The following is a 24,976-nucleotide window of genomic DNA, read 5'->3' on the forward strand; positions in this document are numbered from 1 at the left end:
GGGGGGGGGGTGGGGGGGGGGGGGGGGGGGAGGAGAGGGGGGGGGGGGGGGGGGGGGGGTGGGGGGGGTGGGGGGGGGGGGGGGGGGGGGGGGGGGGGGGGGGGGGGGGGGGGGGGGGGGGGGAGGGGGGGGGGGGGGGGGGGGGGGGGGGGTGGGGGGGGGTGGGGGGGGGGGGGGGGGGGGGCTGGGGGCCGCCCGTACGAGACTTACCTGCGAGAGTGCATCAACCGCCAGGCCGACCCCGCCACCGGTGCTGAGATCGAGCTTGAGTTCGCCATCACAGTCGAAGGCGAGGAGCGCGTCTACAAGGTGTGCCGCAAGTGGGCCACCAGCGGCAAGTCTTTGCACGAGTACGTCAATGTGCTCGTCGACGGCAACTTCAGCAAGGCCATCAGCGAAAGCTGGGCCGACCACGTGGAGGACCTGCTTCCCCTGGAGATTGGTTCCCTCTTCTTCTTCGACGGGGAAAAGATTGAATCCCTCGCCGACCCGGACCGCGCCTCTGCTGTCATTGAGTCCGCTGTGCACTCCCTGCTTGGCGTGAACACCGTCCAGCAGTTGCGCACCGATCTTCTTGCACTGCAGCGCCGCCAGAAACTCACCGGCGAGGAACAAGAGACGGTCGCCCATATCCGCGCCCTGGAAGCCCGGCACGACACCATCCAAGAGGAGGTCGACGCCACCAACGCAAAGGTCGCCGAGCTGCGGTCCCGCCTTGACGCGGCCAAGGTGGTCCTGGACAACGCCGAGTATTCCTTCCAGCAGGACGGCGGAGAGCTCTACGAACGCCGCCGTGAACTGGAGAACCGCCGTAAGGACGTCGCCAAGGCCCTCGCGGCCACTGAGGCAGCCCTGGTTGACCTCGCCGCTGGCCCCCTGCCGCTGTTGCTCGTGGGCGACCAGCTCAATGCTGCCCACAAGCAGGCGATCGCCGAACAACAGGCCGATGAATCGGCCCAGATTCTTGGCGTCCTCGCTGACCGCGACGGTGACATCCTTGACCGGCTGAATGGGCTCCTGTCCACCGATGATCTGCATGTCTTCCGCGCCCACTTGGAGCGGGACCGCAGCGAGCGCGAGCTCGCCGGAAGTGCCGAGCGCATTCTCGAGCTCACGCCTGACGGGTATGCCCAGCTAGCAGGCATCGGCCAGGTCCTGGCTCATGAGCTGCGACGTGGAAGGGAGCTGCGCGCTCAAGCCGCAGAGCAAGCAGCTACGGCCGAGGCGCTGGACCGGCAACTGGCCGGCGTCCCGGATGAGAAGCAAATCGCCACCCGGATTGCTGAGCGGGAACAGGCACTGCGTCGGGTTCACCAGCTGGAGGCAGACCTCGACAGTGCCCTCGCGGCGCACAGCACCAGCAAGGGCCGTCGCGAGGCGCTGACTGCCGAGCTGCAACGAGCCCACGAAGCGCGGGTTAAGACCTTGGTCAAGGCCGAGGAAGTGGCACGCGTCATCGCCTACTGCGACCGACAGCGTGCCGTCCTCGACAAGTTTGGTGCCGCTCTGCTGAATCGGCACATCAACAGGCTCGAAGTCGCGGTCCTGGACAGTTTCTCCAAGCTGATGCGTAAGCGAGGTCTTGTCAGCGACCTGCGCATGGACACGGACCGTTACCGGCTGACCCTGATCGATACCGATGGCGAGCCTCTTGACCCCGGACGCCTCAGCGCCGGCGAGCGCCAACTACTGGCGGTCTCCCTGGTGTGGGGTCTCGCACGTGTGGCCGGCAACTGGCTTCCCAGTGTCATTGACACCCCCCTTGGGCGACTCGACAGTCGGCATCGCGAGCACCTGGTGGACCGCTACTTCCCTCATGCCAGCCACCAGGTCCTGCTGCTGTCAACTGATGAGGAGATCGACGAGCGGCTTCTAGGCCGCCTCAAGTCCTCGCTCGCTCACACCTACACCCTCGTTCACGACGACACTACGTTCACCACATCCGTGCAGCCGGGCTACTGGTGGACCTCCGGAGCAGCGCATGTCGCTTGAGACCATCCGACTGTCCCAGCCAGCGCGTGATCAGCTGGTCTGGCTCAAGCGCACCACCGGGATCAAGAACTGGAACGTCCTCTGCCGCTGGGCGCTGGCCATGTCCCTGCGTGAGCCTTCTGCCCCCTTGGTCAAGGAGATCATTACGGACTCGAACGTCGAGATGTCCTGGAAAACCTTCGCGGGCACGTACGGGGACATCTACCTCGCACTGCTGCGGCAGCGCTGCGCGGTCGACGGCGAACCGCTGACGGACGAGTCCTTGAGTCGAATGCTGACGATCCATCTGCACCGCGGCATCGGCTACCTCTCTGGTAATCAGGAGATCCGCACGATCCGTGAGCTCGTCGGCTCGGCCTGCGATTAGACCCCACTTGCGGGCACATGACCGGCCCAGGGCAAAAGGCGGCACCACAGCCTTCTGCCCTGGGCCGATCGCATGTGAGCAAGCGATGCTCACCCAGCGCTGCTGGGCCCAGGCTGGTCTCGCACCCGCCCACCGCGCTGTAATCCCGCGAGTGCCGTACAGAGGGGGAACCATCCGATGGGTCCCCGCGTGTCAGTGGTGTCGCTTACGATAATTTTTCACAAAAGGCTGTAGGCGCAAGCCGCGGGGACGCCTTCGCGTCGGGGGAGGACTGATCACGAGTGCGCACAGGCTGCAAGATCTTTTGCTGCGCCCCGCGTGGTAGTCAACCGGTCACTGATCGGAGTGCCGTCAGTGTGTCCCGGGTTCATGCGCAGCACCCTTCGATAGTCGTCTACCTCGCCACTCGACCTGCACTTTCGACCACCGGCTCGTAGCCTGCACTCCAGCCCGATTGGCGCTCAGCCCGGGTGAGCGGGTCCAGAAGCGCGGCATGAGCAAGGGATTTCCGGCTTTGACCAATGCTCTTTCGCATAGCCACTACTCCATGCTGGACGTCGACCAGGCGCCTGAGACCCCTGGGCTGTACGCCTGGTACGTGAGCTTTCGAGCTAGTCCGCACGACTGGAAGATGAAGCCCAGCCCGGAGGGTGATCAGGCGATTGAGGGCTTCCTGCGCTTGCTCAGAAAGTACGCTGGCTACTACGAGCCGTTGCCCATCGCTCTGCGCGGGCGCGGTTCGTACGGCGCCGCATGGGAGGGCGAGCTCGAACTCGACACTCCCCTGCGTGATCCGGACGAGGGAAGCCACGCTGCCTCTGTGGAGGAGGACAAGCGTCTCGCGATACTCATGGACTCCTTGGGCAGTGAGGAAAGACGGCGGGTGATGGCCACCATCTTGGAGATGGCGGCCCCGGTGTTTTCCTCGCCGCTGTACATCGGTGTCGCTGAAAATCTGCGCGAGCGCCTACGCACCCACCGCCGTGACTTCACCAAGGCGTACGACTGGCTGCGTGAACACCCTGAGGACGCGGAGGCCGTCCGGATGAAGGGAAAGACCTTCGGCGCGCGGGCAGCCGCTCGCAATATGGCCATGGGCCACCTCGAAGCCTGGGTCATCGACCTAGGCGACCAAGCGGACAACACTGTGACCATCAAGCATCTGCGAAACACCGCAGAGTCAGCCGAATGGCTGCTCCACCGGCTGTACGCGCCGATTCTCGGAAGGCAGTAGGACACGATGTTCGGCTCAGGAACCAAACTCACCTTCCATAACTACGTCCAGGGGACGTGGGGCACCTTCGCCACGCCGGCCGGCCGCGTGGACTACATCATGACCAAGGCCCGACTTGGCGAGGAGACCAACGATCCCGAGCGGCGGCTCACCAAGAGCCTCGCGCCGGTCCGTGAGGTCATGGAAGCAGGTGACCTGGACTTCAACCAGCTCCTGCAACGCGATCTGGACGACCACCGGGTCGCGGTAAACCTCATCCCCTACCTGTTGGATCTCAAGCCCACTGGGCCAGCGTTCTTTCCCCCGATCGTCGCGGTCCTACTGCCCTTCCGCAGCAAGCGCCCTTCGTTCTTCGAGTCTCTCGGCCAGCAGGCCGTGGTTGAGGACGACGGTGCCCGCTGGCAGCAGGAGCAGGCGGGCGTGTCTTTCCGCGTCCAGCGTCTGGTCGGTGCTGACGACCGCCTCCACTCGGCGAACCTCGGCAAGTTGTGGTGGGACGATACCAAGGCGCAGCTCGTGGTCCTTGACGGCCAGCACCGTGCCATGGCCCTGCTGGCGGTGGAGCGCACCATGACCAAGAGCTGGCAGAACTCCGGGGTAGGCGGACGCTTCCGTTCCTTCTACGAGAATCAGGTCATCCAGGCCCTCCGCGACTTCGGCGATGTAGACCTGAGCCGTATAGAGGTTCCAGTGACGGTGTGCTGGTTCCCTGAAGAGACGGGCGAGCAGGCAAAACCCCATGAGGCAGCCCGTAAGCTCTTTGTCGACGTCAACAAGGAAGCGCGTCCGCCCTCCGAGTCGCGGATCATCTTGCTGTCCGACGCTGAACTGAGCAACGTGCTGACCCGTCGCATGCTCAGCGAGCTGCGCAACGACACCAGTGATTCTCTGCTGCCCATCTACGCTGTCGAGTACGACAACCCGGAGGTGAACTCCACCCGGCCGGCCAGGTGGTCGGTGCTGACCAACATCCACCTCCTCAAATTTGCCGTGGACCGTTGCGTCTTCGGGCCCCCGAAGTACCTGAACAACGTCGCGCAGAAGTTCGGAGGCCGGCTCAGCCAGACGGATCTGGACACCTTCATGCAGGAACAGCTGGACGTCCTCAGTCTTTTCCCTGATCAGTTCGAGGATGGCGGCTTCACTTACCAACGGGAAAAGATCGGTAACACCGAGTTTCCCCTGGGGCAGCTGGACGTCATCAGCGATCGGTTCGCGGCTACTTGGGGGCGGGCCATCCTCACCCTCCTCTCGCAGACCGCCCCCTACGCTGCCCACGCCAAGGCGCTGACGCAGTCGAAGGATGAGTGGCATGTCGATGACACGGGTCTGTCTCTCGCCCACGACGCTCTGTTCGGCGGAGTGGGCGTGTTCTGGACGCTGCGAGACAGCTACGAGCACTACCTGGAGAAGAAGGCCGCGGGTGCGAAGGCGACTAAGTCCGACGTGATCCGCGCCTGGGAGGCGTTGAAGGGTCGCGAAGAGGATTTCGAGACCTACCGGGCTCAGGCTTATCTGGACTCCGGACGCACTGGTGCGCTCAAGAAGTCGAAGGCCGCGTACGCGGTGTTCAATACGCATGCCTGCCAGCTGGGCATGATGATGACCCTCGGGTCGCTGTGGGAGCTGCGCAAGAAGCAGCCAGGCGGTGCCGATCTCAACGAGCTCCCGCAGTTCGCTGATGCGCTTGTGGCAGCGTGGAACGCCTACTTCGCCTTGGAATCAGGTAAGGCCAAGGACCGTCGGCTCGCATTCAATAAGACCGAGGTCAGCCACCCTCTGAACCAGATCGCCAATATGGACACCCCGCAGGCGGTCTACTTCCGGTACTTCTGGCTCCAGGTGCTGGACACGCCTGAGGCATGGGCTCACATGGCTCCATGGGTCGTGAATCGGGCGGTGTATGAGGACATGCTCAGCACAGCACGCGGCCTCTACCTGGGACTGTGCCAAGACCAGCAGTTCAAGGCGCTTAAGACCGGCAGGCCCGAGGCCATCGACACGAAGCTGCGGCCCGAGGCGGAGAAGACGGCTCGTGCTGCGCTCGGACGCGCGCTCAAGGAGTGGTTCTACGGCACCGACGAGCCGTACAAGAGCTGGCTGGCTCAGTTCGCCCAGGAAGAAGTGCCCGCGCAGCAGCCGGACGATGCTGCTGGCGATGCCGAGAACCTCGCGGGTAGCGCAGAGGGAGCTGAGGATGAGCCGGTGACCAGTGTGGACGACCTGCTTGATGAGTGAGCCGCGGTTCGGCGGCGGGGGCCGTTTCAGTCTTCGTCGCCGACCCCGGTAGATGTTCCGCTGGCACGTAAAAGGTAGGAAAGATGTCGCCCTCGTTCTCGTCGCCCACGTCGACGTGGCAGGTCGTGCTGCCGTGGCTGGACCAGCTGGCGCCCGAGGAGTTGCTAGCACTCCAGAGGCTGGGAGGGCCAGCGCAGTGGTGGCTGCGTGAGACGCCGGAAGAGACAAGCTCGCGGCGTCCGTACATGGACGACGTCTTCGATTTGTTCGCGTCTTTCCTGTGCTGGGGCAGTGGTGCAGTGCTGCTGGATGAGAAGCAGTTGCTCCTCCTGCTTCCGTTTCTGCCTAAGGACATGCCGACGGCGGAGTTGGCGTTGGACGTAAGGGTGCTGGAAGTGCTGGAAGCGGCGGGCGGCAGGACGCTGGGCGAAGTGGGGCAACTGGCCGCGATGGACATCCTCAACCTGCCGAAGGTCCGCATCGAGATAAAGCGCGAAGTACTCGCCGCTCTCGTGCGCGCGGGTGTCACGTTCCCGCAGCGGGATCGAACCGAGGAGTCCCCGGTGCCGGCAGCAGCAGGATCAAGTTCGAGCGCAGAGCCGGACACCGCGATCTGTGAGTGGTTCGTCGGTCTGGACGCTCGACAGCAAGATCTAATCACCCTGCATCTGTGTGCAGTGTCCCCGTTGCCGGTCGACGAGCTTGCCGCGCGCTACCGAACCATGCGGCCGTGGATGACACGGTTGCTTGACGAACTGCCCCAGCAGCTGGAGACCGCAGCCTTGGACTCCGCCGGGATCCGTTCTGCCTTGAAGCTGTTCAGCACCGCTACAGTGGCCCCCGTCACACGCAGCGACCTGCTTGAGCAACATCCTTGGCTCGCGGTCAAGCTGCCGGGCAGCAACGTGGTGGTGTTGGAGCTGTTGGTCGCTCTTCACTGGTCCGGGAGCATGGATGGAGAGTGGCTGTTCAGCGGCTCACTTGAGGAAATGCGCAAGCTCACCCGAGACACACTTGACCTAGAAGCGGGAGAGTGCTTGTCCTGGGCCGCAACCAGGCGGCTACTCGAAGGCACTAGCGAGTCCCTCAAGGCCACAGAGGAGTGGATTCGCTACTGCGGGTTGCGGCTGGTAGACGACCGCCAGGTCGAACTCGACGGAACCTCCCAGCCCGTCACTGATCAGACGGGCGCCTCAGCGGTGGAGGGCGACTACGTACTCGCTCCGCCGCGGACTGCCACCGAAGCAGCTTCCCTGGAAGAGGCTCTGAGTGGGTTGCCTACTCAGAGGTACGGGGACTCTCTCCCGACTCCCGCGCAGTCTGACGATGCGACGACGCCGGAGTTGATTGACGTACTCGAGCAGCTCCGCGAGTTCGCCTGCGAGCATCGACGTGGCGAGCAGCTGGCCGATCTGCTGCGCGACAGCGACGAGTTCCCCGAACCGTTGCGGACGCTGATGGCACGCATCCTCGCTGCAGTCGCGCGAGCTGACGGCTGGGAGCTGCCTGACGAATCCCTTTCCAGCGGTGCTTCTGTGGCACCTGCCCGCACGCTTGTTGCTGATTCCGCCGCCGGGAGCGGTTCCCGGCGCGAGACACTCAACGACCGAGCTTGGAACGTGCTCAACGAGCTCGGTCATCCTCTGGACTCGAAACTGCTGGTCGAGCGTATGGGCTCCGACGTGAACATCCGCTCGCTGAAAGCGCAGCTGCCCAAGGATTCACGGTTCGTGCGGAGCGACGTGGACTCCTGGGCGCTGACCGAGTGGGGACTGCGCCCGTACACCACGATCAAGGAGCTCGTCACGGAGGAGGTGGACCTGGCTAACGGTTCGATTCCGACAGATGAGCTGGTCGCCATCCTGACCCGCGAGTTCACCATCAACGAATCCAGCGTGCGTCAGGTCGCATCCTCCCCTCCCTTCACTGCGCGTGGCGGCGTGGTACGTCGTCTCAGCGATGTCCGGCGTGAGGAGAACGACGAGCGGGCCTCGACAAACAGCAGTGCTGAGAGTCCTGATGATGATGGGCCGTCACCGGACGACCTGATCGATCTGATGGGGCTGTGATGAACAGACAGGATTCCGTGCTCCGCGCGGCCGATCTGCTCGCTGACTATCGCAGCGACCGCTGCGACATCGCCCGCGACTTCTACGTCCCCGCCCTGGCCGCTGCTACCTCCTACGACCGGGCGGTCGGATACTTCAGCGCATCGGTGCTGGCCGTGCTCGGCCGGGGACTAGATGACTTCGCGGCTCGCGGCGGGACGATGCGCATCGTCGCTTCCCCGCAGCTCAACGCAGAGGACGTGAAGCAGATACAAGCCGGATACGAGTTGCGTGCCGTGTTGGAGCAGGCGGCTCTGCGCGACATCGAGCAGGCAACTCAGGACCCGCGGGCAGCCCAGGGGCTTGGCAAGCTCGGCCTGCTGGTGGCGGACGGCCGACTCGACATCAAGCTCGCCTACATCAGCTCGGGCGACAGGATCGGTATCTACCACGAGAAGATCGGAATTTTCCGCGACGGACACGACCTGGTGGCCTTCAAAGGCAGCGCCAACGAGACAATGCCAGGACTGGTCGGCAATTTTGAGTCCATTGAGGTATTCCGCACCTGGGAGCCGGGAGACAGCACACGCGCCGTGCGGATCAGCCAGGACTTCGAAGATCTCTGGGACGATCGAACCCCGCTGCTACGGGTGATCGACTTCACCGCGGCGGCAAAAGGAGTCATCGAGGAGTGCGCGAACCGCACCGCATCTCAGACTGAGCCCGAGCTGCCGACCATTGACGGTGCTGTCATCACCCTGCCCCGCCCGGAGGCATCCGGACGGCTCGTCATCCCCGGCGAGCTGACCGTGCGGGACTACCAGAAACAGGCCGTCAAGCGGTGGTTCGCCAAAGGTGGTCGCGGCATCCTGCGCATGGCCACCGGCACGGGCAAGACGCTGACTGCGCTGTCCGCCGCAGCACAGTTGACCCGCATGCTGCGCAGCCGCAACGAACCGCTGCTGACCCTCGTCATCGCCCCCTATCAGCACTTGGTCGACCAGTGGTCAAAGGACATTGCGTGGTTCGGCATGCAGCCGGTCCGCGCCTACGAGTCCACCACTAGCTGGTACGGGAGAGCCTCGTCACTCCTCGACGCCCTCGCGCTGGGGACGGCAAAGGGCGGCGTCATCGTCACCACCAACACCACCTTCGCTGCAGACCCGTTGCAGGGAATCCTGGCCCGCTACCGCGGTCGCCTGCTCGTCATCGCGGACGAGTGCCACAATCTTGGCGCCAAACGCCTGCGAGAGAAGCTTCCCGCCTCAGCCGGCTACCGGCTCGGGCTGTCGGCCACGCCGGAGCGTTGGTTCGACGACCTAGGCACTGCCGCGCTAACGGACTACTTTGGCGATGTCGTTTTCGAAATGGGCATCGGCGACGCCATCCGCGCGGGCGCACTCTGCCGCTACACCTACACTCCGGTCCTGGTCGAGCTGGACGACGAGGAGGCATTTCTCTATGCGGAGGTGACCGAGAAGATCGCCAGGATCATCGCGGCCCAAGGCTTCTCAGACGATACGGACGACGACAGCCCGCTCGGCAAACTCCTGCGCAAGCGCTCGAACATCCTGGGGCACGCACGCGCCAAGCTGCCTGCCCTGCGCCGTGAGATCACTGCGCGCCGCGACGACTGGTACCAGCTGCTGTACTGCGCCGAGGGTCGCCATCCCCTGGCCTACGAGACCGGCGACATCGATGAGCCGACCCAACTTCAGCAGGCGCTGTCCCTGGTTGGCAAGGACTTGCGTATGCCTGCAGCTCCGTACACCGCCGAAACTAGGCGCGGTGAGCGACAGAATCTGCTGCACCGATTCGCCGCAGGGAGAGAACTTCAGGTCCTGCTGTCGATGAAGTGCCTCGACGAGGGCGTCGACGTGCCGGCGGCACGCACTGCCTACCTGCTCGCCAGCTCCTCCAATCCGCGGCAGTTCATCCAGCGCCGAGGTCGCGTCCTGCGCAAGGCACCTGGGAAGGAACGCGCTGACATCGTTGACTTCATCGTCGTCCCACCGGACGGAGCAGGCGATCTGCAGCACGAGACCGAACGCCGAATGGTCGCCCGTGAGCTGACACGGGTCACTGAGTTCGCTCGGCTCGCCGACAACGAGGCACGCACCCTGGACATCCTGCGCCCGCTACGCCTGCGCTACGGGCTCTTGGACACCTGAAGCAATGTAAGCAGCGCCAGTACAGCCCGAAGTGTGGAGAGAGGTCATGGGAACGACGGAGAGCTTGAAGGACATTATGGATGGCCTGTCGCCAGAGGCCAGGAAGCTTGTGGCCAAGGTGTGGCAACTCGAACGTGAGCACCTGCATGTCAAGAACCCGACCCTGCTCACCGATGAGATCGTCCGTGCCGCCAAGGAGCTGGCCAAATGAAACTGCTCAAGCTCACGTTGGAAAACTTCCGTGTCTTCCACGGCACTCAGAAGCTCGATCTCGAGGTCTCAGAGGACAAGCCCGCTGTCCTCGTCTTCGGCATGAACGGTGCCGGCAAGACAACCCTGCTCAATGCTTTCACGTGGGCCTTGTACGGCGCTTTCTCCGACGACGTGGAGCGCCAAGAGCGTGTGATCAACGACCACGCGTGGGCGCAGACCCCCTTCGGCGGACTGGTCAGCGCTTCGGTGAAACTTGAGTTCGAGCACGAGGGGCTGAACTTCACCGTGCACCGCGCGGTCACCACAACCAAGAACGCCGACGTGCAGAGCGCGCTGACCCCGAAGCTCACTGTCACCCAATCCGAGCATGGAGCCAGCACAACGGTCCAGAACGGTCAGGACCGTATCCAGAAGATTCTTCCCGAGGGTCTGCGCCAGTTCTACTTCTTCAACGGTGAACGCATGGAACGAATGTTCACCGGCGACCGTACGGATGAGGTCCAGCAGGCGATCAAGACCCTGATGGGCCTGGAAGAGATCGAACGTGCGATCGGTACCCACCTGCCGGCCGCCTCCCGCAAGCTGAGCCGTCAGGTGGGTAGCAACGGCGACGGGCGGCTGCAGGCGCTGACCGCCGAGCAGGACCGGCTGGAGCAGCAGAAGATCGACGTGCACAAGGAGCTGCTCCAGCTCTCGGAAAACGCTGCCGGCTATGAACGCGAAGTCGAGGCGGCGAACCGAGCACTTCTGGCCAACGGTAAGGCCGCTCCGTTGCAGCGTCAGCGGGCCAAACTCAAGTTCCGACTCGATGAACTGGTGGCCAAGCGCATCGAGCGCCAGGAGCGAAAGCGGGACCTCCTGGCCAAGAACAGCTTCCTGGCGTTCACTGGCGGCATCGACAGCACGGTGCTGGACCTGGCCGAAGGTATGCGCAAGCGCCGAGAACTGCCCGCGGGTATCCAGCGTGACTACATCGACGGCCTGCTCGAGGACGGGCAGTGCATGTGCGGGCGTGACCTGCCCGAGGGCTCTGAAGCACGTATAGCGTTGGAAGAACGCCGCTACAATGCAGGACTCGCTGATGTCGAGAGCCGCTGGATGTACCTGCGCGGCAAGACCGCCGATCTCACCCTGGCCCGTGCTGATCTGCTCGCGAAACTGCGTGAGTGCGTTGCCGACATCGAGGACATCGAAGCGTCGATCAAGCAGATCGACGCTGAAATGAGCGACATCGCCCGCGAGCTCGAGGGCGTCGACGTGATGGACGTGCAGCGCCTGGAGGAGCGGCGCAAGGAGTTCGACCGAAAGCGCCTGGACGCGCTGCAGCAGCACCGGGAAGCCCAGTCACAGCTGACGGAGCTGGACGAGCAGATCGAAAAGGTGCGGCGGCAGTTCCACTCGGCGCGTGTGCAGGACGAGGAGTCCAAGCGAATCCAGCGTCAGGTCCTGCTGGTCGACGAAGTCCTCGACGCATTCCAGAGGATCTTGGCAGTGAAGACCGAGGAGGTCCGCCAGCAGCTCGACGCCAAGGTCAAAAGCGTCTTCGGACGAATCTGCATCAGGCCCTTCACGCCCAGCCTGACCACCTCCTTCGCCCTTGAACTCGTCAATCACTCGGCGGGCGTCGCGGCGGCCCGCAGTACAGGTGAGAACCAGATCCTGGGCCTGTCGTTCGTTGGCGCCGTCTCCGAATTGACGAAGGAGACGTACGACCGCAAGCAGAAGGCCACAGACACTGTCCTGGGGGGTGGCGGAGTGTATCCCGTCGTCATGGACGCTCCGTTCGGGAACCTCGATGTGGCATACCAGAACGACATCGCCGAGTCGCTGCCGAAGCTGACGTCCCAGATCATCACCCTGCTGTCGAAGTCCCAGTCCCGTGGCATGGTGCTGGAACACCTCGGGCAGGCCGCATCGCGCATGTATGTGCTGCGTTCATACACCACGAACTCGGACGCAGACGAGGACAGCATCACCATCCACGGTCGTGAGTTCCCCTACGTCTCACACGGCGAGTTCAACCACACCGTCCTTGAAGAGGTGACTGCCTGATGGCCGTTGAGATCCGGTTCCGGCGCCCTGCCGAACACGAGCAGTTGCTGGCCCTCCTCACTGGCAAGGACGGTCCCTTCCGAGCCAACTACGAGGCGCTGTTGTTCGCCGCCGCTCTCGGCCGCAGGAAGGAACGGCGTGTCGAGTTCAAGAAGTCGGGTGAAATGATCCGCTATGCCCTCGTTGAGAACCGGCCCTACGGCGATGTGCTCATCGACCTGATCGCCGCTGCCGAGGTGCCCGACGATGCGAAGATCCTGGGTGACGACCGGCTCGCCGACCGATTGAAGATCTTCGAGGAATACGCCAACGGTGGGCTGCACTTCCTCCAAGGCGAGATCAACACCCGGGGCAGCCGGGACCTCGTCGCGATCGTCAGTTCGCTCGTGCTGGAGGCGCTCACGCCGGCGCCTGACCAGGACGACGACCCCGTCAAGGACATGCTGGACGCCCTGGAGTGGTAGCAGGACGCCGCCGCGGGCGGCCCGTCGGGTCGCCCCGCAGCGCGCGCTTACTGGTGTTGAGCTGCAAGTTTTCGCAGCTCACAGAGCCACGGTCCGTGCTCCGGCCCCAGCTGGTTGGCAACCGTTGACCTGAAACACGCCCGAACGCACGAGATGTGGATCCTCACGTGACTGACCCGATCGAATCCAAGTCGCCCCTCTGTATAGCGCTCGTCGACCTGCTGCCGGCCCTGCGCTGGGGTGATCCACGTCAACTGGGCCCGCTGCTGGAAGATCCCCGCCTGCCTGGAACGTGGTGGAACGACACGTCGCTCACCGACGTCACGGCCACCATCAGCGCCGAGGAAGTGGCCCACCGCGCTGCGCAGGCCCTGCGCGCCCACTGGCCGCACCTGACCCTCGGCGTGGCGCTCCCCAACCTGTGCTTCTGCCCAGAGGGCCAGGAAGCGGACTTGCGGGTCACGATCGAGCAAGCGGCTTCGGACGCAGGCACCGAGGAAGGTGTTGAGGCAGTCGCGCGGCTGGTCCGGCCACTCCTTCGGCCTTTCCTCATCGGCGGGCGGAACCTGATGGAACCTATCGCCGCCGCTTCCGACGACGAATCGACCGCAGAGCCAGACCAGGACGTCCGGGCTCTCACAAACATGCTGGTACGCCTGATCCCGGCCGACGCACCGCCCGCTATCCGCACCGCCGTTGACACCCTGCGAACTTGGGCCCAGGAACACCCAGAAGAGGAGAGCAGCGCCTCTGCCCGGGACGCAGATGAGCAGAGCGAAGCGACGCCTGGTGGGAAAGCTGGTCCGGCAGCCGAGTCGGCACTGTTGGAGGAGCCGCTCGACGCGCTCGAGACCCTCATCAACGACTGGGGCGAACGTCAGCTGTCCGTCGCGGCAGGACGTACCTTCGGCCAGAACCGAACCTCCTTGGAGACCCTCGGCGAGCAGTTCGGGGTGAGCCGGGAGCGAGCCCGGCAGATCCAGGTTGAGCTGGAGAAGAAGCTCCAGCTGTGGCTCCACTCAGCCGCCGGTCAGCCGTTCCTCGGCCACCTCCTCGCTGTCCAGGAACTTCTTGGACCGGTGGCCACCGAGACCGAACTACGCGAACTCCACCCGGTCCACGAACTCGCCGTCCCCGCTCTCGGCCGTCCTCTCTGGCAGCTCATTGCCTCCCTGCTTCCCGACCGCACCTGGACGAGCGGCTGGCTGGTGGAGGGCGATCTCGACGAGCGCATCGAACAGACGCGAGCAGAGCTGACACGTTGCTGCAGTGAGTCGGCCCCGGTCTGGGCCGAGGTTGTGGAGCTGCTAGGGCAACTCGGCATTCGCGAGGCAGCCGCGGAAGAATGGCTACTGGCGGTCAAGGGCTTCCGCGTCACCGAAGGACACCTGCTGCCCTGGGGCCGCTCTGTCAACGACCGGGCCGAAGCGGTTCTCATGCTCGTCGGGCGCCCTCTCGCGATGGAGGACCTTCTGGCACGCCTGGACGACGGAACGGCGCTCGCCAGCCTGCGCAACCAGATTCAGACCGACGATCGCTTCATGCGGCGCGACCGGGATCTGTACGGCCTGCGGCGTTGGGGCGGTGTCGAGTACCTCGGCATCCGAGAGATGATCACCCGAGAACTCGAATCCGTCGGTGGCGAAGCCAAGTCCGAGGACATCGTCACCTCGCTCTGCTCGCAGTTCGACGTTTCTGACAAGTCCGTGCGCGCCTACCTCGCCGCTCCGGAATTCGAGCGCTTCAAGCGAGGCTGGATCCGCGTAGCGGCCTCCACCGAGACCGGCACGGCCGATTACCAGCCGCGGCGCGACGTCGCACAGACCCGGCGCTGTTTCCAAACCGGCCAAGGCATCTGGTGGTACCGACTCGACGTGAACGGCGAACACCTGCGCGGATCCGGGTTCACCATCCCGGCCGGCTTCGCAGCGCACCTGGGCCTCAGTCCCGGCGGTCGATTGGAACTGTCCCACGACGTCGGTGACATCCAACTCGTCTGGCGCAACCAGCCCAGCTGCGGTTCAATCCGCCCCCTGCTCGAACGCATGGATGCGGTCGAGGGGGACTACGTCTTCGTGGCGGCAAAGGACGGTCGTCTCAAGGCACTGCGCCTGGCTGACGAACCGGAACTCAACCTCACGGACACGCAGCGAGCCCTGCGGCTCATGGCCCTGTCCGGCCAGGTCACGGAGAAGGACATGCCCGCAGTTCTGGGCCGGCGCATTGGTCTCGCAGACGCGACGACCATGGATGAGGTACTCGCTCACCTACGAGTTCGAGGCGACAAGGACATCCTGGAACTATTGAGAGAGCAGTACGAGCCCGGGCTCAGCGGTACAGCCGCGCTGGGAGAAGAGTTGAGCGTCCCGGCAATGCCCGCAGGAGAGCTCAGCAGCGCGCCGACTCCCCAGCACAGTGCGCCCGATCCGCAGACAACAGGCAACACTGAGAATGCGGCCAAGCAGCCCGCCGAGGCTGAGTTTCGGGACCCAGCGTGGGACGAGGAGATCATCCCACTGCTCGACGAGGGCAGCGAAGCCGACCTGATTCGCCTCGCGCAGGCAGTCGCCAACCGGGGCAAGACCGCCCCAGTCTTCGGTTTCGAGCTTGGTGAAGGCGGATGGCAAGCCGACTTCGCCTGGGATCAGGACACCGCCAAGGTTGCCGTCGTCCCAGCAGTGCAACACGGCCGCACCGACCCAGAAGCCGAGCGCCGCGACGCCGCCTACCGGGCCGCCGGCTGGACCATCCGCAGCGCCGTCGACTGGCTCGCCCAGTTCGACGAGCTGCTCGTCCTGCTCCCGGACGCGGTTCCCGGCAGCTGAAGAGGCGCCAGCACGCCATGTAATCCCATCGACGACCTGGAGGCGCCACCTGATGACTGCCCGGCTCAGCCTGTACCAGAAAGCCGAGCAAGAGCTTTACAAGCTCGACCGCTCGGTGAAGGCCAAGTTCTACGATTTCTCCCACCGCTTCCGGGAGAACCCGCACAGCAACGGCCTGCAGTTGAAGGCGCTCAAGGGCGACTCACAAATCTTCTCCGCTCGGATTGACGACTCCTACCGCGCCTTGCTCACCCGCACCGGGACGGACGAGACGGGGGATGAGAGTTGGCTGGTCATCGCGGTTCGACACCGTCGAGACGTCTACGAGCAACTATCCGTCGCCATCAACCGCGTCTCCGGAGAGATCGAGTTCGTCGACCTCTCCGTCGTCGGCGAAAGCGCCCTGCGCCGCGCCGGCATCCAACTCGTCCCGGCCGAACCTGACGCGACCACCGCCGCAGAGGCCGGGGCCGCCCCCGCCTCCAGACGGGGTGCACAGCCCGACGCCGAGCCGACTGCCCCGGCAACTGTGCTGCTTGCCGGGCATTCCCGGCAGCTGCTCCGCGAACTTGGCGTCGCTGAACCCCTCATCGACCTCGCGCTCACCCTCACCGACACTGCCGACCTCGACCGCCTGGTAGCGGGGGCACCGCTGCTGTCCCAGGACGTCCTGTATGGCCTGGCCGCCGGAATGAGCCCGGACGAAGTACGTGCCGAGATCACCGCTGCGGTTGCCTCAAGCGACCAGATTGACCTCGGAGACTTCGGCGCAGCCCTCGCCCGCACCACCGTCACCACCGTCGATGACGCTCTGCAGAAAGTCCTGGAAGACGGCGATTTCCAGGCATGGAAGGTGTTCCTCCACCCCAGCCAGGCTCGACTGGTCGACCGCGACTACAACGGCCCCGCCCGAGTCTCCGGCGGCCCTGGCACCGGCAAGACCATCGTCGCCCTGCATCGGATCCACCACCTCGTGCGGCAGCTGAAGCCGGGCCGGGACAAGCCCATCCTGCTGACAACTTTCACCAAGAACCTCACGGCTGACCTGCGGGCTCGCCTTACCGATCTCATCGGGGACCCTGATCTCCTCGCCCGCGTGGAGATCGCACACATCGACGAACTCGCCTACAAGGTCGTCAGCGAGAACTCGCTCTCGGGCCGCGTCAAGCGCCGCGTCGATGACCGCACGGCCCTCGCCGAGCTGCGCACTGTGCTCGCCGAACTCGGCCATCAGGGATCCTGGGAACCCGAGTTTCTCATCGAGGAGTGGGAGCAGGTCATCCTCGGCCAGTCCGTGGCCACGCGCACCGCCTATTTCCAGACGCGCCGAGCCGGTCGTGGACGCCCGCTCACTCGCCCCGAACGAGCCGCCGTCTGGAAGATCCTCGACGAGTTCACCGCCCGCCTCGACAAGAAGGACATCGAGACCTGGGGCCAAGCCGCCGAACGCGCCGCCCGCTACGAGATGGAGCGTGCCGCCCGTATCCAGGCCCGTCATGCGTACAAGGGTCAGGTCGGCGGTCGCGACCTGATCCATCGCGACGCCGAGGCATCACTGAGCGACCTGAAGTACCGCTATAAGCACATCGTCGTCGACGAGGCACAGGACCTGCGCGCGGCACACTGGAAGATGCTGCGAGCCATGGTCGCCCCCGGCGACAACGACATGTTCATCGCCGGCGACACGCACCAACGGGTCTACGACAACCATGTCTCCCTCGGCTCTCTCGGAATCAACGTCAGAGGTCGCTCCGCCCGACTGTCCCTGAGCTATCGCACCACGAAGGAGATCCTCGCCCATGCCCTGACGGTCATGTCCGGCGAGACATATGACGACCTCGACGACGGAACCGACACACTGTCGGGCTACCGCTCCGTTCTGCACGGGCCTGCCCCCAAGCTTTCCGGCTACACCACCTGGGAGGAGGAACTCGACGGCCTCGCTTCCACTTTGCGTGCCTGGCGCGACGAGCTTGCCACCGACGAAAGCGGTGCGGCACGCGACTTCCGCGGTCTGGTCGCCGTAGCGGTCCCCGACCGAGACAAGGTGAGCCAAGTGATCTATCACCTCGCCACGAAATCGGGCTTCGGCTACGCCCAGCTGACCTCGGATGGCCCTCGCGGTGACGGCGAGATCCACGTGGGAACTATGCCCCGCTTCAAGGGGTTGGAGTACCAGCGCCTCGTCATCGTGGGCGCCAGCGACAGGCTCGTTCCGCGCATGGACTCGATCGACCGGTACCGCACCGAGGATCCGACACGCTACCGCCGGGAGTTGCGCAAGGCCCGCTCGATGCTGTTCGTCGCCGCCACGCGCGCCCGTGACGCCCTCACCATCACCTGGCATGGTGATCCCAGCCCGTTTCTTGTGGAGCCAGAGACTGAACGGAAGAACCAACGATCGACCGGTCGGCGCTACCCTCTGGACGAATCAAATCCGCAAGGATAATCTAGAGTTAGAATTTTTCTTTGGCTTCAAATTTGGGGGATTCTTATGGCTGCACCTGTGCTCGACCTCACCGCAGTCGACGCTGGCAGCCAGGTCGAGAGCTGGGAGGAGCTGCGGCATGCCGTCGAAGAGTCAGGCGGCGTTCTTCGCGTCGTCATGTGGCTTCTGCGTGACCTAGAGCAAGCTGGCCGCCTCGGCGTTCATGTCCGTGCCAGCATCAGTCGACGCCTCGACGGTCTCGGACTCGCCCACCTGCCTGCCGATATTCCCGGTGAGCAGTACGCCGTCATTACTCTCTACAAGCGCGGCACTCCGGCTGCCGCAGTCGTCGACGCCGTGTTTCGCGACGGTAGCAGCAAGGCGGCCGAGGTCGCACTCCGCCGCATGAACACCTCGCGGGACGCTGAGAAGCTCCAGGTCATCACCGAGAAGGTGGAAGAACTCGCCAACATCCTCCTCGACGAGGAGTAGGGGTGCCGCCCGCAGTTCGGCCTTACGTTACTCAACGCGAGACCGAGCTCTCGGCGACAGGGAATACGCGACACCGCAACATGCGAGCCCACCAGTCAGCCGACGCCGGAATCAAGACTCGAGGCGTTGCAGGCGGCTGGTGGCCTCGGCGAGAACGTCGTCCTTCTTGCAGAAGGTGAAGCGGACCTGGCTGCGGCCGGCGTCGGGGTCGTCGTAGAAGACGGAGTTGAGGACGGCGACGACGCCGCAGCGTTCGGGGAGGCGGCGGCAGAAGTCGTAGGTGTCCTTCTCGCCGAAGGCAGCGATGTCGGTGGTGATGAAGTACGTGCCCTGGGGCTCGTAGACCGTGAACCCGGCCGCGTGCAGGCCGTCGCCGAGCAGGTCGCGCTTGCGGCGCAGGTCGGCGCGGAAGCCGTCGAAGTACGCGTCCGGCAGGCGCAGCGCTTCGGCGATCGCGTACTGGAAGGGGCCCGCGCTGACGTACGTCAGGTACTGCTTGGCCGTCCGGACGGCGGCGACGAGCGGGCCGCTCGCCGTGACCCAGCCGACACCTCGTTGGCCTACCTGTTCCCATGTCGTGCGGCAGGCCCCGCTGCGGATCTCCGGCACTGGCGGTGAGCGGGCCGCACACCCTGTCCGGTCGGGTCTGTCGGCCGTACCGACGGGCTCGGTGACGCGGCACTGTCCACACCATCTGCCCCCCGGGCGCCGAGTGTGCCGGCAGTGGTACGGAGCCGACCGCGCCCGGAGCCCGAGGCAGACGCCTGCTGACGAAGGGCGTCGAGGGCGGGGGCTCAGCCCCCTTCCGTCCAGTACTTCTGGAGTCTCGCGACCGCCTCCTCCTTGGTCATCCCCGCCACGGTGTCCTCACCAACGCCCACGCGGTGGATGAGCAGATGCACCAGGTCAGCGGGAAGGGCCTCGCTCGGCGGCTCGGGAGCGCCTCGGTCCGGCAGCTTGCCCTGCTGTGCGCAGGCCCAGAACTCGTCCTCGGTGACGTCCAGTTGGTCCCGCAGGATGTGCCGCCACATCGCGGCGCCGTACGCGGTGCGGTCCACCGGGTGCGAGATTCTGGTCCGCAGGATCCGGCCGTCGTGCAGGGTGAGTTCGTAGGTCACGTGATGTGTACCGGTGCGCCCGCGTGCGTCCCGGACGCGCTCCCACTTCTCGGCACGGCAGAAACGGTCATGGTTCTCGCGGTCGGGCTGGGGCCAGGTCACCGTGGAGCACCCACCAGCCAGTCGCGCAGCTGTCCGTCGTCGCTGAGGGCGATCAGCTGTACCAGGCCCCAGTTGTCTGCGTGGTTGGGGGCGGTCCGCAGCCGGTCCTGCCAGTCCTCGGCATACTCGCGCAGGACTTGGACCATCTCCCCTATGGCTTCGTCGAAGGTGGCCCCGTCGGCGGCCAGCGGCAGGCCGGACATAAAGACGGACCAGCCGCCCGCCTCGGCGACCACCTCCGCCTTCGAGGGGCACACCAGTGACAGATAGTGGCGCAGCCGCTCCACGTCCACGACCGCCGAGTGCCCGGAGTCACGGCGTACCGTCGCCACCCGTCCCTCGTCGGCCGCGTCGAGGAGGTCCTTCAGGTGTGCGCGCGCCTGGGTGTAGCTCTCGTAGTGGACCGCGGCCATGACCTGCCTCCTTGCTCGTCCCGACGTCTCCAGCGTGCACTCATCCGTCACGTACGTCAAGTACTTCACGTACGTGACGTGGGTACGGTCGCTGGAGGCGGGGTTGCTCCGGAGTCGCCGGTCGTCCGCCTCGTCCCGGCGCAGCATCGTTCACACACTCATTCGCATGCGGGCCCACAGGGCTACACCCCCGAGCTACAGCGTGCCTTTGTGTACACATGAGACACTCGGTACGCTTGGGCACATGACACAGCCAATGCCCATAGAGTCCATCCGCGATGTCCGGGCACACCTGGCCGAGGTCGTGGAGCGGGCCGACCGAGACGACGTACCTACCGTCATCACCCGGCGCGGTAAGCAGATCGCCGCCGTGGTGTCCATCGAGGTGCTGCGCAAGTACCAGGAGTGGGAAGAGCGCGAGATCAACCGGATCATCGACGAGCGCATGACCAACCCGGCACCCGGCATCCCGATCGAGGACATCATGAGGGAGACGCTGGCGCGCAGTGAGTGAGTACCGCACCGTCTTCCGGGCCGAGGCTCAGGCCGAACTCCGCAAGGTCCCGCGAGATATGGCCCTCCGTATTCTGGCCAAGCTGACTGAGCTGGAGAGCGACCCGATGGGGTTCAACACCACGGCCCTCGTCTCCCAGCCCGACCGGCGCCGCCTACGGGTAGGCGATTACCGCGTGATCTACACAATCGACAACGGCGAGCTGGTGGTGTGGGTCGTACACGTCGGGCATCGCTCCACCGTCACGACACCTGAGCACTCCTGGCGCCGGGTCAGCACATGAGGAACGTCTGCCAGCGAGCGCCTGAGTCGTCCGATTCGGAGCGCTTGACCAGCCGGGACACGAGGACACGGCTGGATGTACGACATTTGTCATACCCGATGGGAAGGGAGGCAGGAATGGCTCCGAAGGCCGACCCGAAGACCCGCACCTCGGGTACCACCGCCAGCAGGCGCGCCGCTGCCACGGCCCGTCCGAAGCAGGGCGGAGGCGGCCTACGAGGCAGGCACGCCACCAGGGAGGAAGGGTTCCGAGCTGGAGCAGTGGGAGTACGAGATCACCATTGGCCGCCGGGTCCGCTATCTGGTCAGCCCGGAGACCTCGACTGTGATCCTGGTGTGCCTCTCCGCGGCACCCGAAGGACACGGAATAGCCCGATGGTCCAGGGCCTTATGCACCCAGTGTCTTGAGGCGGGAGGCGGCCTCCTCCAGCACTGCCGTCTGCTTGCAGAAGGCGAACCGCACGAAGGGCGCACCCTGCTCACGGTGGTCGTAGAAGACGGCGTTGGGGATGGCCACGACGCCCGCGCGTTCGGGCAGGGTGCGGCAGAAGGCGAAGCCGTCGCTTTCGCCGAGGGGGCGGATGTCGGTGGTGATGAAGTAGGTGCCGGCCGGGCGGAAGACCTTGAAGCCCGCCCGTTCCAGGCCGTTCGCGAGCAGGTCCCGCCTGGCGAGCATGGTCGCGCGGAAGTCCGCGAAGTACGCGTCGGGCAGGCGCAGGGCCTCGGCCACGGCGTACTGGAAGGGCCCGGAGGCGACATACGTCAGGAACTGCTTGGCCGAGCGGACGGCCGAGACGAGTTCCCGGGGCCCTGTGACCCAGCCGACCTTCCAGCCGGTGAAGGAGAACGTCTTGCCCGCGGACGAGACGGAGACGGTGCGCTCACGCATGCCGGGGAGGGTCGCGAGCGGGATGTGCCGGGCGCCGTCGAAGGTCAGGTGCTCGTACACCTCGTCGGTGACCACGAGGAGGTCGTGCTCGACGGCGAGGGCGGCGATCGCCCGGCTCTCCTCGGCGGTGAGGACGGTCCCGGTCGGGTTGTGCGGGGTGTTCAGGAGCAGGAGGCGGGTGCGCGAGGTGATCTTCGACCGCAGTTCGTCCAGGTCGGGGCGGAAGGACGGGGCGCGGAGGGTGAGCGGGACGCGCTTCGCGCCGGCCATCGAGATGCAGGCGACGTAGGAGTCGTAGTAGGGCTCGAAGGCGATCACCTCGTCGCCGGGCTCCAGCAGGGCGAGCATGGCCGCGGCGATCGCCTCCGTCGCGCCGGCGGTGACCAGGACCTCGGTGTCGGGATCGACGGTCAGGCCGTAGAAGCGCTGCTGGTGGTCGCTGACGGCGGTGCGCAGCTCCGGAACGCCGGGGCCCGGAGGGTACTGGTTGCCGCGGCCGTCCCGCAGCGCTCGTACCGCCGCCTCGCGCACGGATTCCGGGCCGTCGGTGTCGGGGAAGCCCTGGCCGAGGTTGATCGCGCCGGTCGCGGTCGCCAGGGCCGACATCTCCGCGAAGATCGTCGTCCCGAGCCCGTCCAGCCTGCGGTTCAGCAATGGCCTGGTGCTCATGTCCCCACCGTCCTCACTAGGGTGCCCGTCGAGCCTGAGGGGACCATCCTGGCGCATCGCCCCTTCTGCCATCGCGGGGACCGGGCACCCCGGTGGGGCGAAGGGCACCGGCGTCCTGCTCTCCCGATTCCTCCGCAGGTTCCTGGAGAACGCCCGCCTTCGCGGAGATGTCGCGCAGGAGCGCGTCCCGCAGATCGTGCAGTCCGTACTGCCGGCAACCGGTCACCATCGTCGCGCTTCCGGCGACCCCGGAAGCTGTCCGCCCCACCGTCCCCACGACCATCCCCGACATCGTTCCACTGCGAAGGACTCCGTGACGTCCACCGACGGTCACCGATCACCGGGCCCGCCGACCTTCAGGTCCGAGGGCCCGGGCCCTCAGAGCATCGACCGCAGCCGGTCCAGTTCGCTGCCGATCGCATCCCGCAGCACATCGTGCTGCGGAGCGAGCATGAACCGCTCGTCACTCCACCGTTCACGCGGATACAGCCACACCGGCCCGCCCACCAGCTCAGCCGGCTCCCACTCAAACCGCGGCCAAACATGGGCATGCAAGAACGGGTCCGTGTTGCCGAGGATCTCCAGGTTGACCCGGCGGAAACCGGGATCCAGCCGTCGGCAGGCCCCCTCAACCGCTTCTCCGAGCTGGTCCATGCCGGACAGAAACGACAGCCTCTTGGCCCTCGGCAGATCAGACAGCCGTTGAACACCCGGCTCGTCCGTGAGGAGAACTGAGTACCCGGGCAGGAACTGAACGTCGCCGATCGCCGCGAAGCCAGCCTCAAGCCGCCGCAGCACAGTGGGGTTCTCGCCTCGAAGAGCAGCCCCGATCCGGTCCATCCGCCAGTCGCCGGTCATGGCCCGAGCCTATCCGCAGGTGATCAAGACCTGCACTTCGCTCCCCACCGTCCCCACTCACTTCAAGGACGAACCAAGCGGGGCGAGGAGCGGCCCCGGACGTCTTCAGGATTCGCCGTCAGTGCGTCGGGCTTCTCGAAGTCGCAAACCAACAAGGGAGAACGCATCCTCGTCGTGCGACTCGGCCACACCGGCCATCACGCAGTCGTCCTGATCCGGATCGCCCAACCCGCAAGCAGGCTGCGCCGCTCTGCTCCTGCCGTCCGGACGCTGTTCGGGTCGGACAGGTGCGGTCTGAGGGGCAGTGCTGCGCCGGTGCGGCGCCCGCTCTTGAGGCCCAGTCCCCGGAAGAACCGGAGAACTTGTTCTTCGATGCAGGTCAGGAGCCCCTTTGCGTAGCTTGACCCTCAGATCTTCCTCAACAATGCTTCGTCGATGAGCACCTGCGCGGGCGCCGGAAGCACCGTCTCTGAGCGGGGACGGGGCCGTCGCCGACTGGCGTCATCTGTCGTCGTTGGCCACCCTCGGACGGCCCACACACGGCCCAGCGCTCATACACCTTCAGGCTTTGAGATCCGGCCTCATCCTTATCAGGTCGATCATCGGGAGTAGACGACATCGTCCAACCCGCGGGACGGCTGGGGTGACGGTCTGTCCAAGGCTGGCACTGACCGCGTATGTACGTGCCTGTTGGTGTCAGCCGTTGATGTCAGACAACGGTCGACCGCTTGACAGTTGCCACCGTGGGCGTCGAGCCTGCGAGGAACGGCAAATATTTCTGATCATGGCCACATTTTCACCCTGGTGGTGGGATGCTACGGCCGTGAATGTGGACACTCCGGGCAGACAGCTGCTCTTCTCAACCGTACGCATAGACAACGTTATGACCTCGGGCAACTCTTCAACGGGTACGGGCTTCGTCCTGTTCGCCGATCTTGAGAATGGCAGCATGTGCCCTCTTCTGGTCACCAACAAACATGTCGTAGCAAATGCGGCCCGTCTCTCCGCGCACTTCATAACGCGCAAGCCGGACGCCGACGAGCCAAACCTTGGGCAGGCAGCTGAGGTCTCCTTGCCCCCCGCCGCCTGTTTTGGACATCCGAACCCTGCTGTCGACATCGCTGTCCTGCCACTGGCAGGCATCCTCCAGCAGTTCGGAACGCAGCTCTTCATGAGGGCGCTCCCGCTGTCCCTGCTGGCCACGGAGGTCGCGAACCTCTATGTAGACGCCGTCGAAGAGATCACATTCATCGGGTATCCCAACGGCCACCGAGACCCGAAGCACTTCACGCCCATCGTTCGGCGCGGCATCACTGCAACACCGCTGGACCTCGACATGGGAGGTGACCCCGCCTTTCTCGTTGACGGGTCCGTGTTCGGAGGCAGTAGCGGAAGCCCAGTCTTTCTCTTCAACGAGGGGACCTACCGCAGCGGAGTCGGCGGCCTGACCATCGGTACTCGCATCGTGCTCGTTGGCATAATCTCAGCAACGATGGTCCGCCACGCACAGCTTCCGGTCGAGGTCGCCAACGCGAATCACGTGAAGATCGCCCAAGAGCTCAATCTCGGGGTGGCATTCAATGCGCGCGCTATCAAGGAGACCATCG

19 protein-coding genes and 1 pseudogene are annotated in these 24,976 nt (G+C 65.2%); 15 read left to right on the forward strand and 5 right to left on the reverse strand.

The window, feature by feature from the left end; translation table 11 throughout:
• Positions 1-9 precede the first annotated feature (9 nt).
• From dndD to ACL02U_RS16520, 12 genes are all read left to right on the forward strand, one after another.
• Positions 10-1,992, forward strand: coding sequence for a DNA sulfur modification protein DndD (gene dndD / locus ACL02U_RS16465; protein ID WP_412791581.1), 1,983 nt, complete (start codon positions 10-12; stop codon positions 1,990-1,992).
• Positions 1,982-2,359 (forward strand): DNA sulfur modification protein DndE, encoded by a 378-nt coding sequence (gene dndE / locus ACL02U_RS16470; RefSeq protein ID WP_412791582.1) that lies wholly within the window; start codon positions 1,982-1,984, stop codon positions 2,357-2,359. Before dndD ends, dndE begins: the two co-directional genes overlap by 11 nt.
• Positions 2,360-2,852: 493 nt before the next feature.
• Complete coding sequence (locus tag ACL02U_RS16475; RefSeq protein ID WP_412791583.1) at positions 2,853-3,593, forward strand: hypothetical protein; 741 nt, start codon at positions 2,853-2,855, stop codon at positions 3,591-3,593.
• Between the two features lie 6 nt (positions 3,594-3,599).
• On the forward strand, positions 3,600-5,831 hold the full coding sequence (locus tag ACL02U_RS16480; RefSeq protein ID WP_412791584.1) for a hypothetical protein: 2,232 nt from the start codon (positions 3,600-3,602) through the stop codon (positions 5,829-5,831).
• A gap of 83 nt (positions 5,832-5,914) precedes the next feature.
• Positions 5,915-7,900, forward strand: a complete 1,986-nt coding sequence (locus tag ACL02U_RS16485) for a hypothetical protein (RefSeq protein WP_412791585.1) — start codon at positions 5,915-5,917, stop codon at positions 7,898-7,900.
• On the forward strand, positions 7,900-10,050 hold the full coding sequence (locus ACL02U_RS16490) for a DEAD/DEAH box helicase family protein (protein WP_412791601.1): 2,151 nt from the start codon (positions 7,900-7,902) through the stop codon (positions 10,048-10,050). Before ACL02U_RS16485 ends, ACL02U_RS16490 begins: the two co-directional genes overlap by 1 nt.
• A 46-nt stretch (positions 10,051-10,096) precedes the next feature.
• The gene (locus ACL02U_RS16495; protein WP_190152738.1) at positions 10,097-10,261 is read left to right on the forward strand and encodes a hypothetical protein; all 165 of its coding nucleotides are present in this window, start codon (positions 10,097-10,099) and stop codon (positions 10,259-10,261) included.
• A complete protein-coding gene (locus tag ACL02U_RS16500) occupies positions 10,258-12,315 on the forward strand; it encodes an AAA family ATPase (protein WP_412791586.1) in 2,058 nt (685 codons plus the stop codon). Before ACL02U_RS16495 ends, ACL02U_RS16500 begins: the two co-directional genes overlap by 4 nt.
• Positions 12,315-12,779, forward strand: a complete 465-nt coding sequence (locus ACL02U_RS16505) for a DNA phosphorothioation-associated protein 4 (protein WP_412791587.1) — start codon at positions 12,315-12,317, stop codon at positions 12,777-12,779. The genes ACL02U_RS16500 and ACL02U_RS16505 overlap by 1 nt, the downstream gene beginning before the upstream one ends.
• Before the next feature lie 167 nt (positions 12,780-12,946).
• Positions 12,947-15,604, forward strand: coding sequence for a hypothetical protein (locus tag ACL02U_RS16510; protein WP_412791588.1), 2,658 nt, complete (start codon positions 12,947-12,949; stop codon positions 15,602-15,604).
• Between the two features lie 52 nt (positions 15,605-15,656).
• Complete coding sequence (locus ACL02U_RS16515) at positions 15,657-18,053, forward strand: UvrD-helicase domain-containing protein (protein WP_412791589.1); 2,397 nt, start codon at positions 15,657-15,659, stop codon at positions 18,051-18,053.
• Between the two features lie 57 nt (positions 18,054-18,110).
• On the forward strand, positions 18,111-18,524 hold the full coding sequence (locus ACL02U_RS16520; RefSeq protein WP_412791590.1) for a hypothetical protein: 414 nt from the start codon (positions 18,111-18,113) through the stop codon (positions 18,522-18,524).
• A 111-nt stretch (positions 18,525-18,635) separates the two neighbouring features.
• Here the strand turns inward: ACL02U_RS16520 and ACL02U_RS16525 are convergent.
• The 3 genes and pseudogenes from ACL02U_RS16525 to ACL02U_RS16535 form a co-directional block, all read right to left on the reverse strand.
• Positions 18,636-19,073 (reverse strand): annotated as a pseudogene (locus ACL02U_RS16525) (aminotransferase class I/II-fold pyridoxal phosphate-dependent enzyme); the annotation flags it as partial.
• A 245-nt stretch (positions 19,074-19,318) separates the two neighbouring features.
• On the reverse strand, positions 19,319-19,744 hold the full coding sequence (locus tag ACL02U_RS16530; RefSeq protein WP_412791591.1) for a cytotoxic translational repressor of toxin-antitoxin stability system: 426 nt from the start codon (positions 19,742-19,744) through the stop codon (positions 19,319-19,321).
• Positions 19,741-20,304: a prevent-host-death protein gene (locus tag ACL02U_RS16535; protein WP_412791592.1), complete on the reverse strand. Its 564-nt coding sequence runs from the start codon at positions 20,302-20,304 to the stop codon at positions 19,741-19,743. The genes ACL02U_RS16530 and ACL02U_RS16535 overlap by 4 nt, the downstream gene beginning before the upstream one ends.
• A 97-nt stretch (positions 20,305-20,401) precedes the next feature.
• On the opposite strand from ACL02U_RS16535, the gene ACL02U_RS16540 reads away from it, so the two are divergent.
• Both ACL02U_RS16540 and ACL02U_RS16545 read left to right on the forward strand, forming a co-directional pair.
• On the forward strand, positions 20,402-20,671 hold the full coding sequence (locus ACL02U_RS16540) for a type II toxin-antitoxin system Phd/YefM family antitoxin (protein ID WP_412791593.1): 270 nt from the start codon (positions 20,402-20,404) through the stop codon (positions 20,669-20,671).
• Positions 20,664-20,954, forward strand: a complete 291-nt coding sequence (locus ACL02U_RS16545; RefSeq protein ID WP_412791594.1) for a type II toxin-antitoxin system RelE family toxin — start codon at positions 20,664-20,666, stop codon at positions 20,952-20,954. Before ACL02U_RS16540 ends, ACL02U_RS16545 begins: the two co-directional genes overlap by 8 nt.
• A 387-nt stretch (positions 20,955-21,341) precedes the next feature.
• On the opposite strand, the gene ACL02U_RS16550 is transcribed toward ACL02U_RS16545, so the two are convergent.
• Both ACL02U_RS16550 and ACL02U_RS16555 read right to left on the reverse strand, forming a co-directional pair.
• The gene (locus ACL02U_RS16550; RefSeq protein ID WP_412791595.1) at positions 21,342-22,511 is read right to left on the reverse strand and encodes a pyridoxal phosphate-dependent aminotransferase; all 1,170 of its coding nucleotides are present in this window, start codon (positions 22,509-22,511) and stop codon (positions 21,342-21,344) included.
• A gap of 378 nt (positions 22,512-22,889) precedes the next feature.
• Positions 22,890-23,369: a diadenosine tetraphosphate hydrolase gene (locus tag ACL02U_RS16555; RefSeq protein ID WP_412791596.1), complete on the reverse strand. Its 480-nt coding sequence runs from the start codon at positions 23,367-23,369 to the stop codon at positions 22,890-22,892.
• 823 nt (positions 23,370-24,192) lie between these two features.
• Between ACL02U_RS16555 and ACL02U_RS16560 the strand changes: the two genes are divergently transcribed.
• On the forward strand, positions 24,193-24,976 hold a 784-nt coding region (locus ACL02U_RS16560; protein ID WP_412791597.1), incomplete at its 3' end, for a trypsin-like peptidase domain-containing protein.

Source organism: Streptomyces sp. MS06 (assembly GCF_047200655.1).
Taxonomy (GTDB): Bacteria; Actinomycetota; Actinomycetes; order Streptomycetales; family Streptomycetaceae; genus Streptomyces.

Excerpts from the sequence above, each read along its gene's own strand:
- dndE (WP_412791582.1), top strand. The coding sequence starts at position 1,982 with ATGTCGCTTGAGACCATCCGACTGTCCCAGCCAGCGCGTGATCAGCTG.
- ACL02U_RS16475 (WP_412791583.1), top strand. The coding sequence starts at position 2,853 with ATGAGCAAGGGATTTCCGGCTTTGACCAATGCTCTTTCGCATAGCCAC.
- ACL02U_RS16480 (WP_412791584.1), top strand. The coding sequence starts at position 3,600 with ATGTTCGGCTCAGGAACCAAACTCACCTTCCATAACTACGTCCAGGGG.
- ACL02U_RS16485 (WP_412791585.1), top strand. The coding sequence starts at position 5,915 with ATGTCGCCCTCGTTCTCGTCGCCCACGTCGACGTGGCAGGTCGTGCTG.
- ACL02U_RS16490 (WP_412791601.1), top strand. The coding sequence starts at position 7,900 with ATGAACAGACAGGATTCCGTGCTCCGCGCGGCCGATCTGCTCGCTGAC.
- ACL02U_RS16495 (WP_190152738.1), top strand. The coding sequence starts at position 10,097 with ATGGGAACGACGGAGAGCTTGAAGGACATTATGGATGGCCTGTCGCCA.
- ACL02U_RS16500 (WP_412791586.1), top strand. The coding sequence starts at position 10,258 with ATGAAACTGCTCAAGCTCACGTTGGAAAACTTCCGTGTCTTCCACGGC.
- ACL02U_RS16505 (WP_412791587.1), top strand. The coding sequence starts at position 12,315 with ATGGCCGTTGAGATCCGGTTCCGGCGCCCTGCCGAACACGAGCAGTTG.
- ACL02U_RS16515 (WP_412791589.1), top strand. The coding sequence starts at position 15,657 with ATGACTGCCCGGCTCAGCCTGTACCAGAAAGCCGAGCAAGAGCTTTAC.
- ACL02U_RS16535 (WP_412791592.1), bottom strand. The coding sequence starts at position 20,304 with ATGCTGCGCCGGGACGAGGCGGACGACCGGCGACTCCGGAGCAACCCC.
- ACL02U_RS16540 (WP_412791593.1), top strand. The coding sequence starts at position 20,402 with ATGACACAGCCAATGCCCATAGAGTCCATCCGCGATGTCCGGGCACAC.
- ACL02U_RS16550 (WP_412791595.1), bottom strand. The coding sequence starts at position 22,511 with ATGAGCACCAGGCCATTGCTGAACCGCAGGCTGGACGGGCTCGGGACG.
- ACL02U_RS16555 (WP_412791596.1), bottom strand. The coding sequence starts at position 23,369 with ATGACCGGCGACTGGCGGATGGACCGGATCGGGGCTGCTCTTCGAGGC.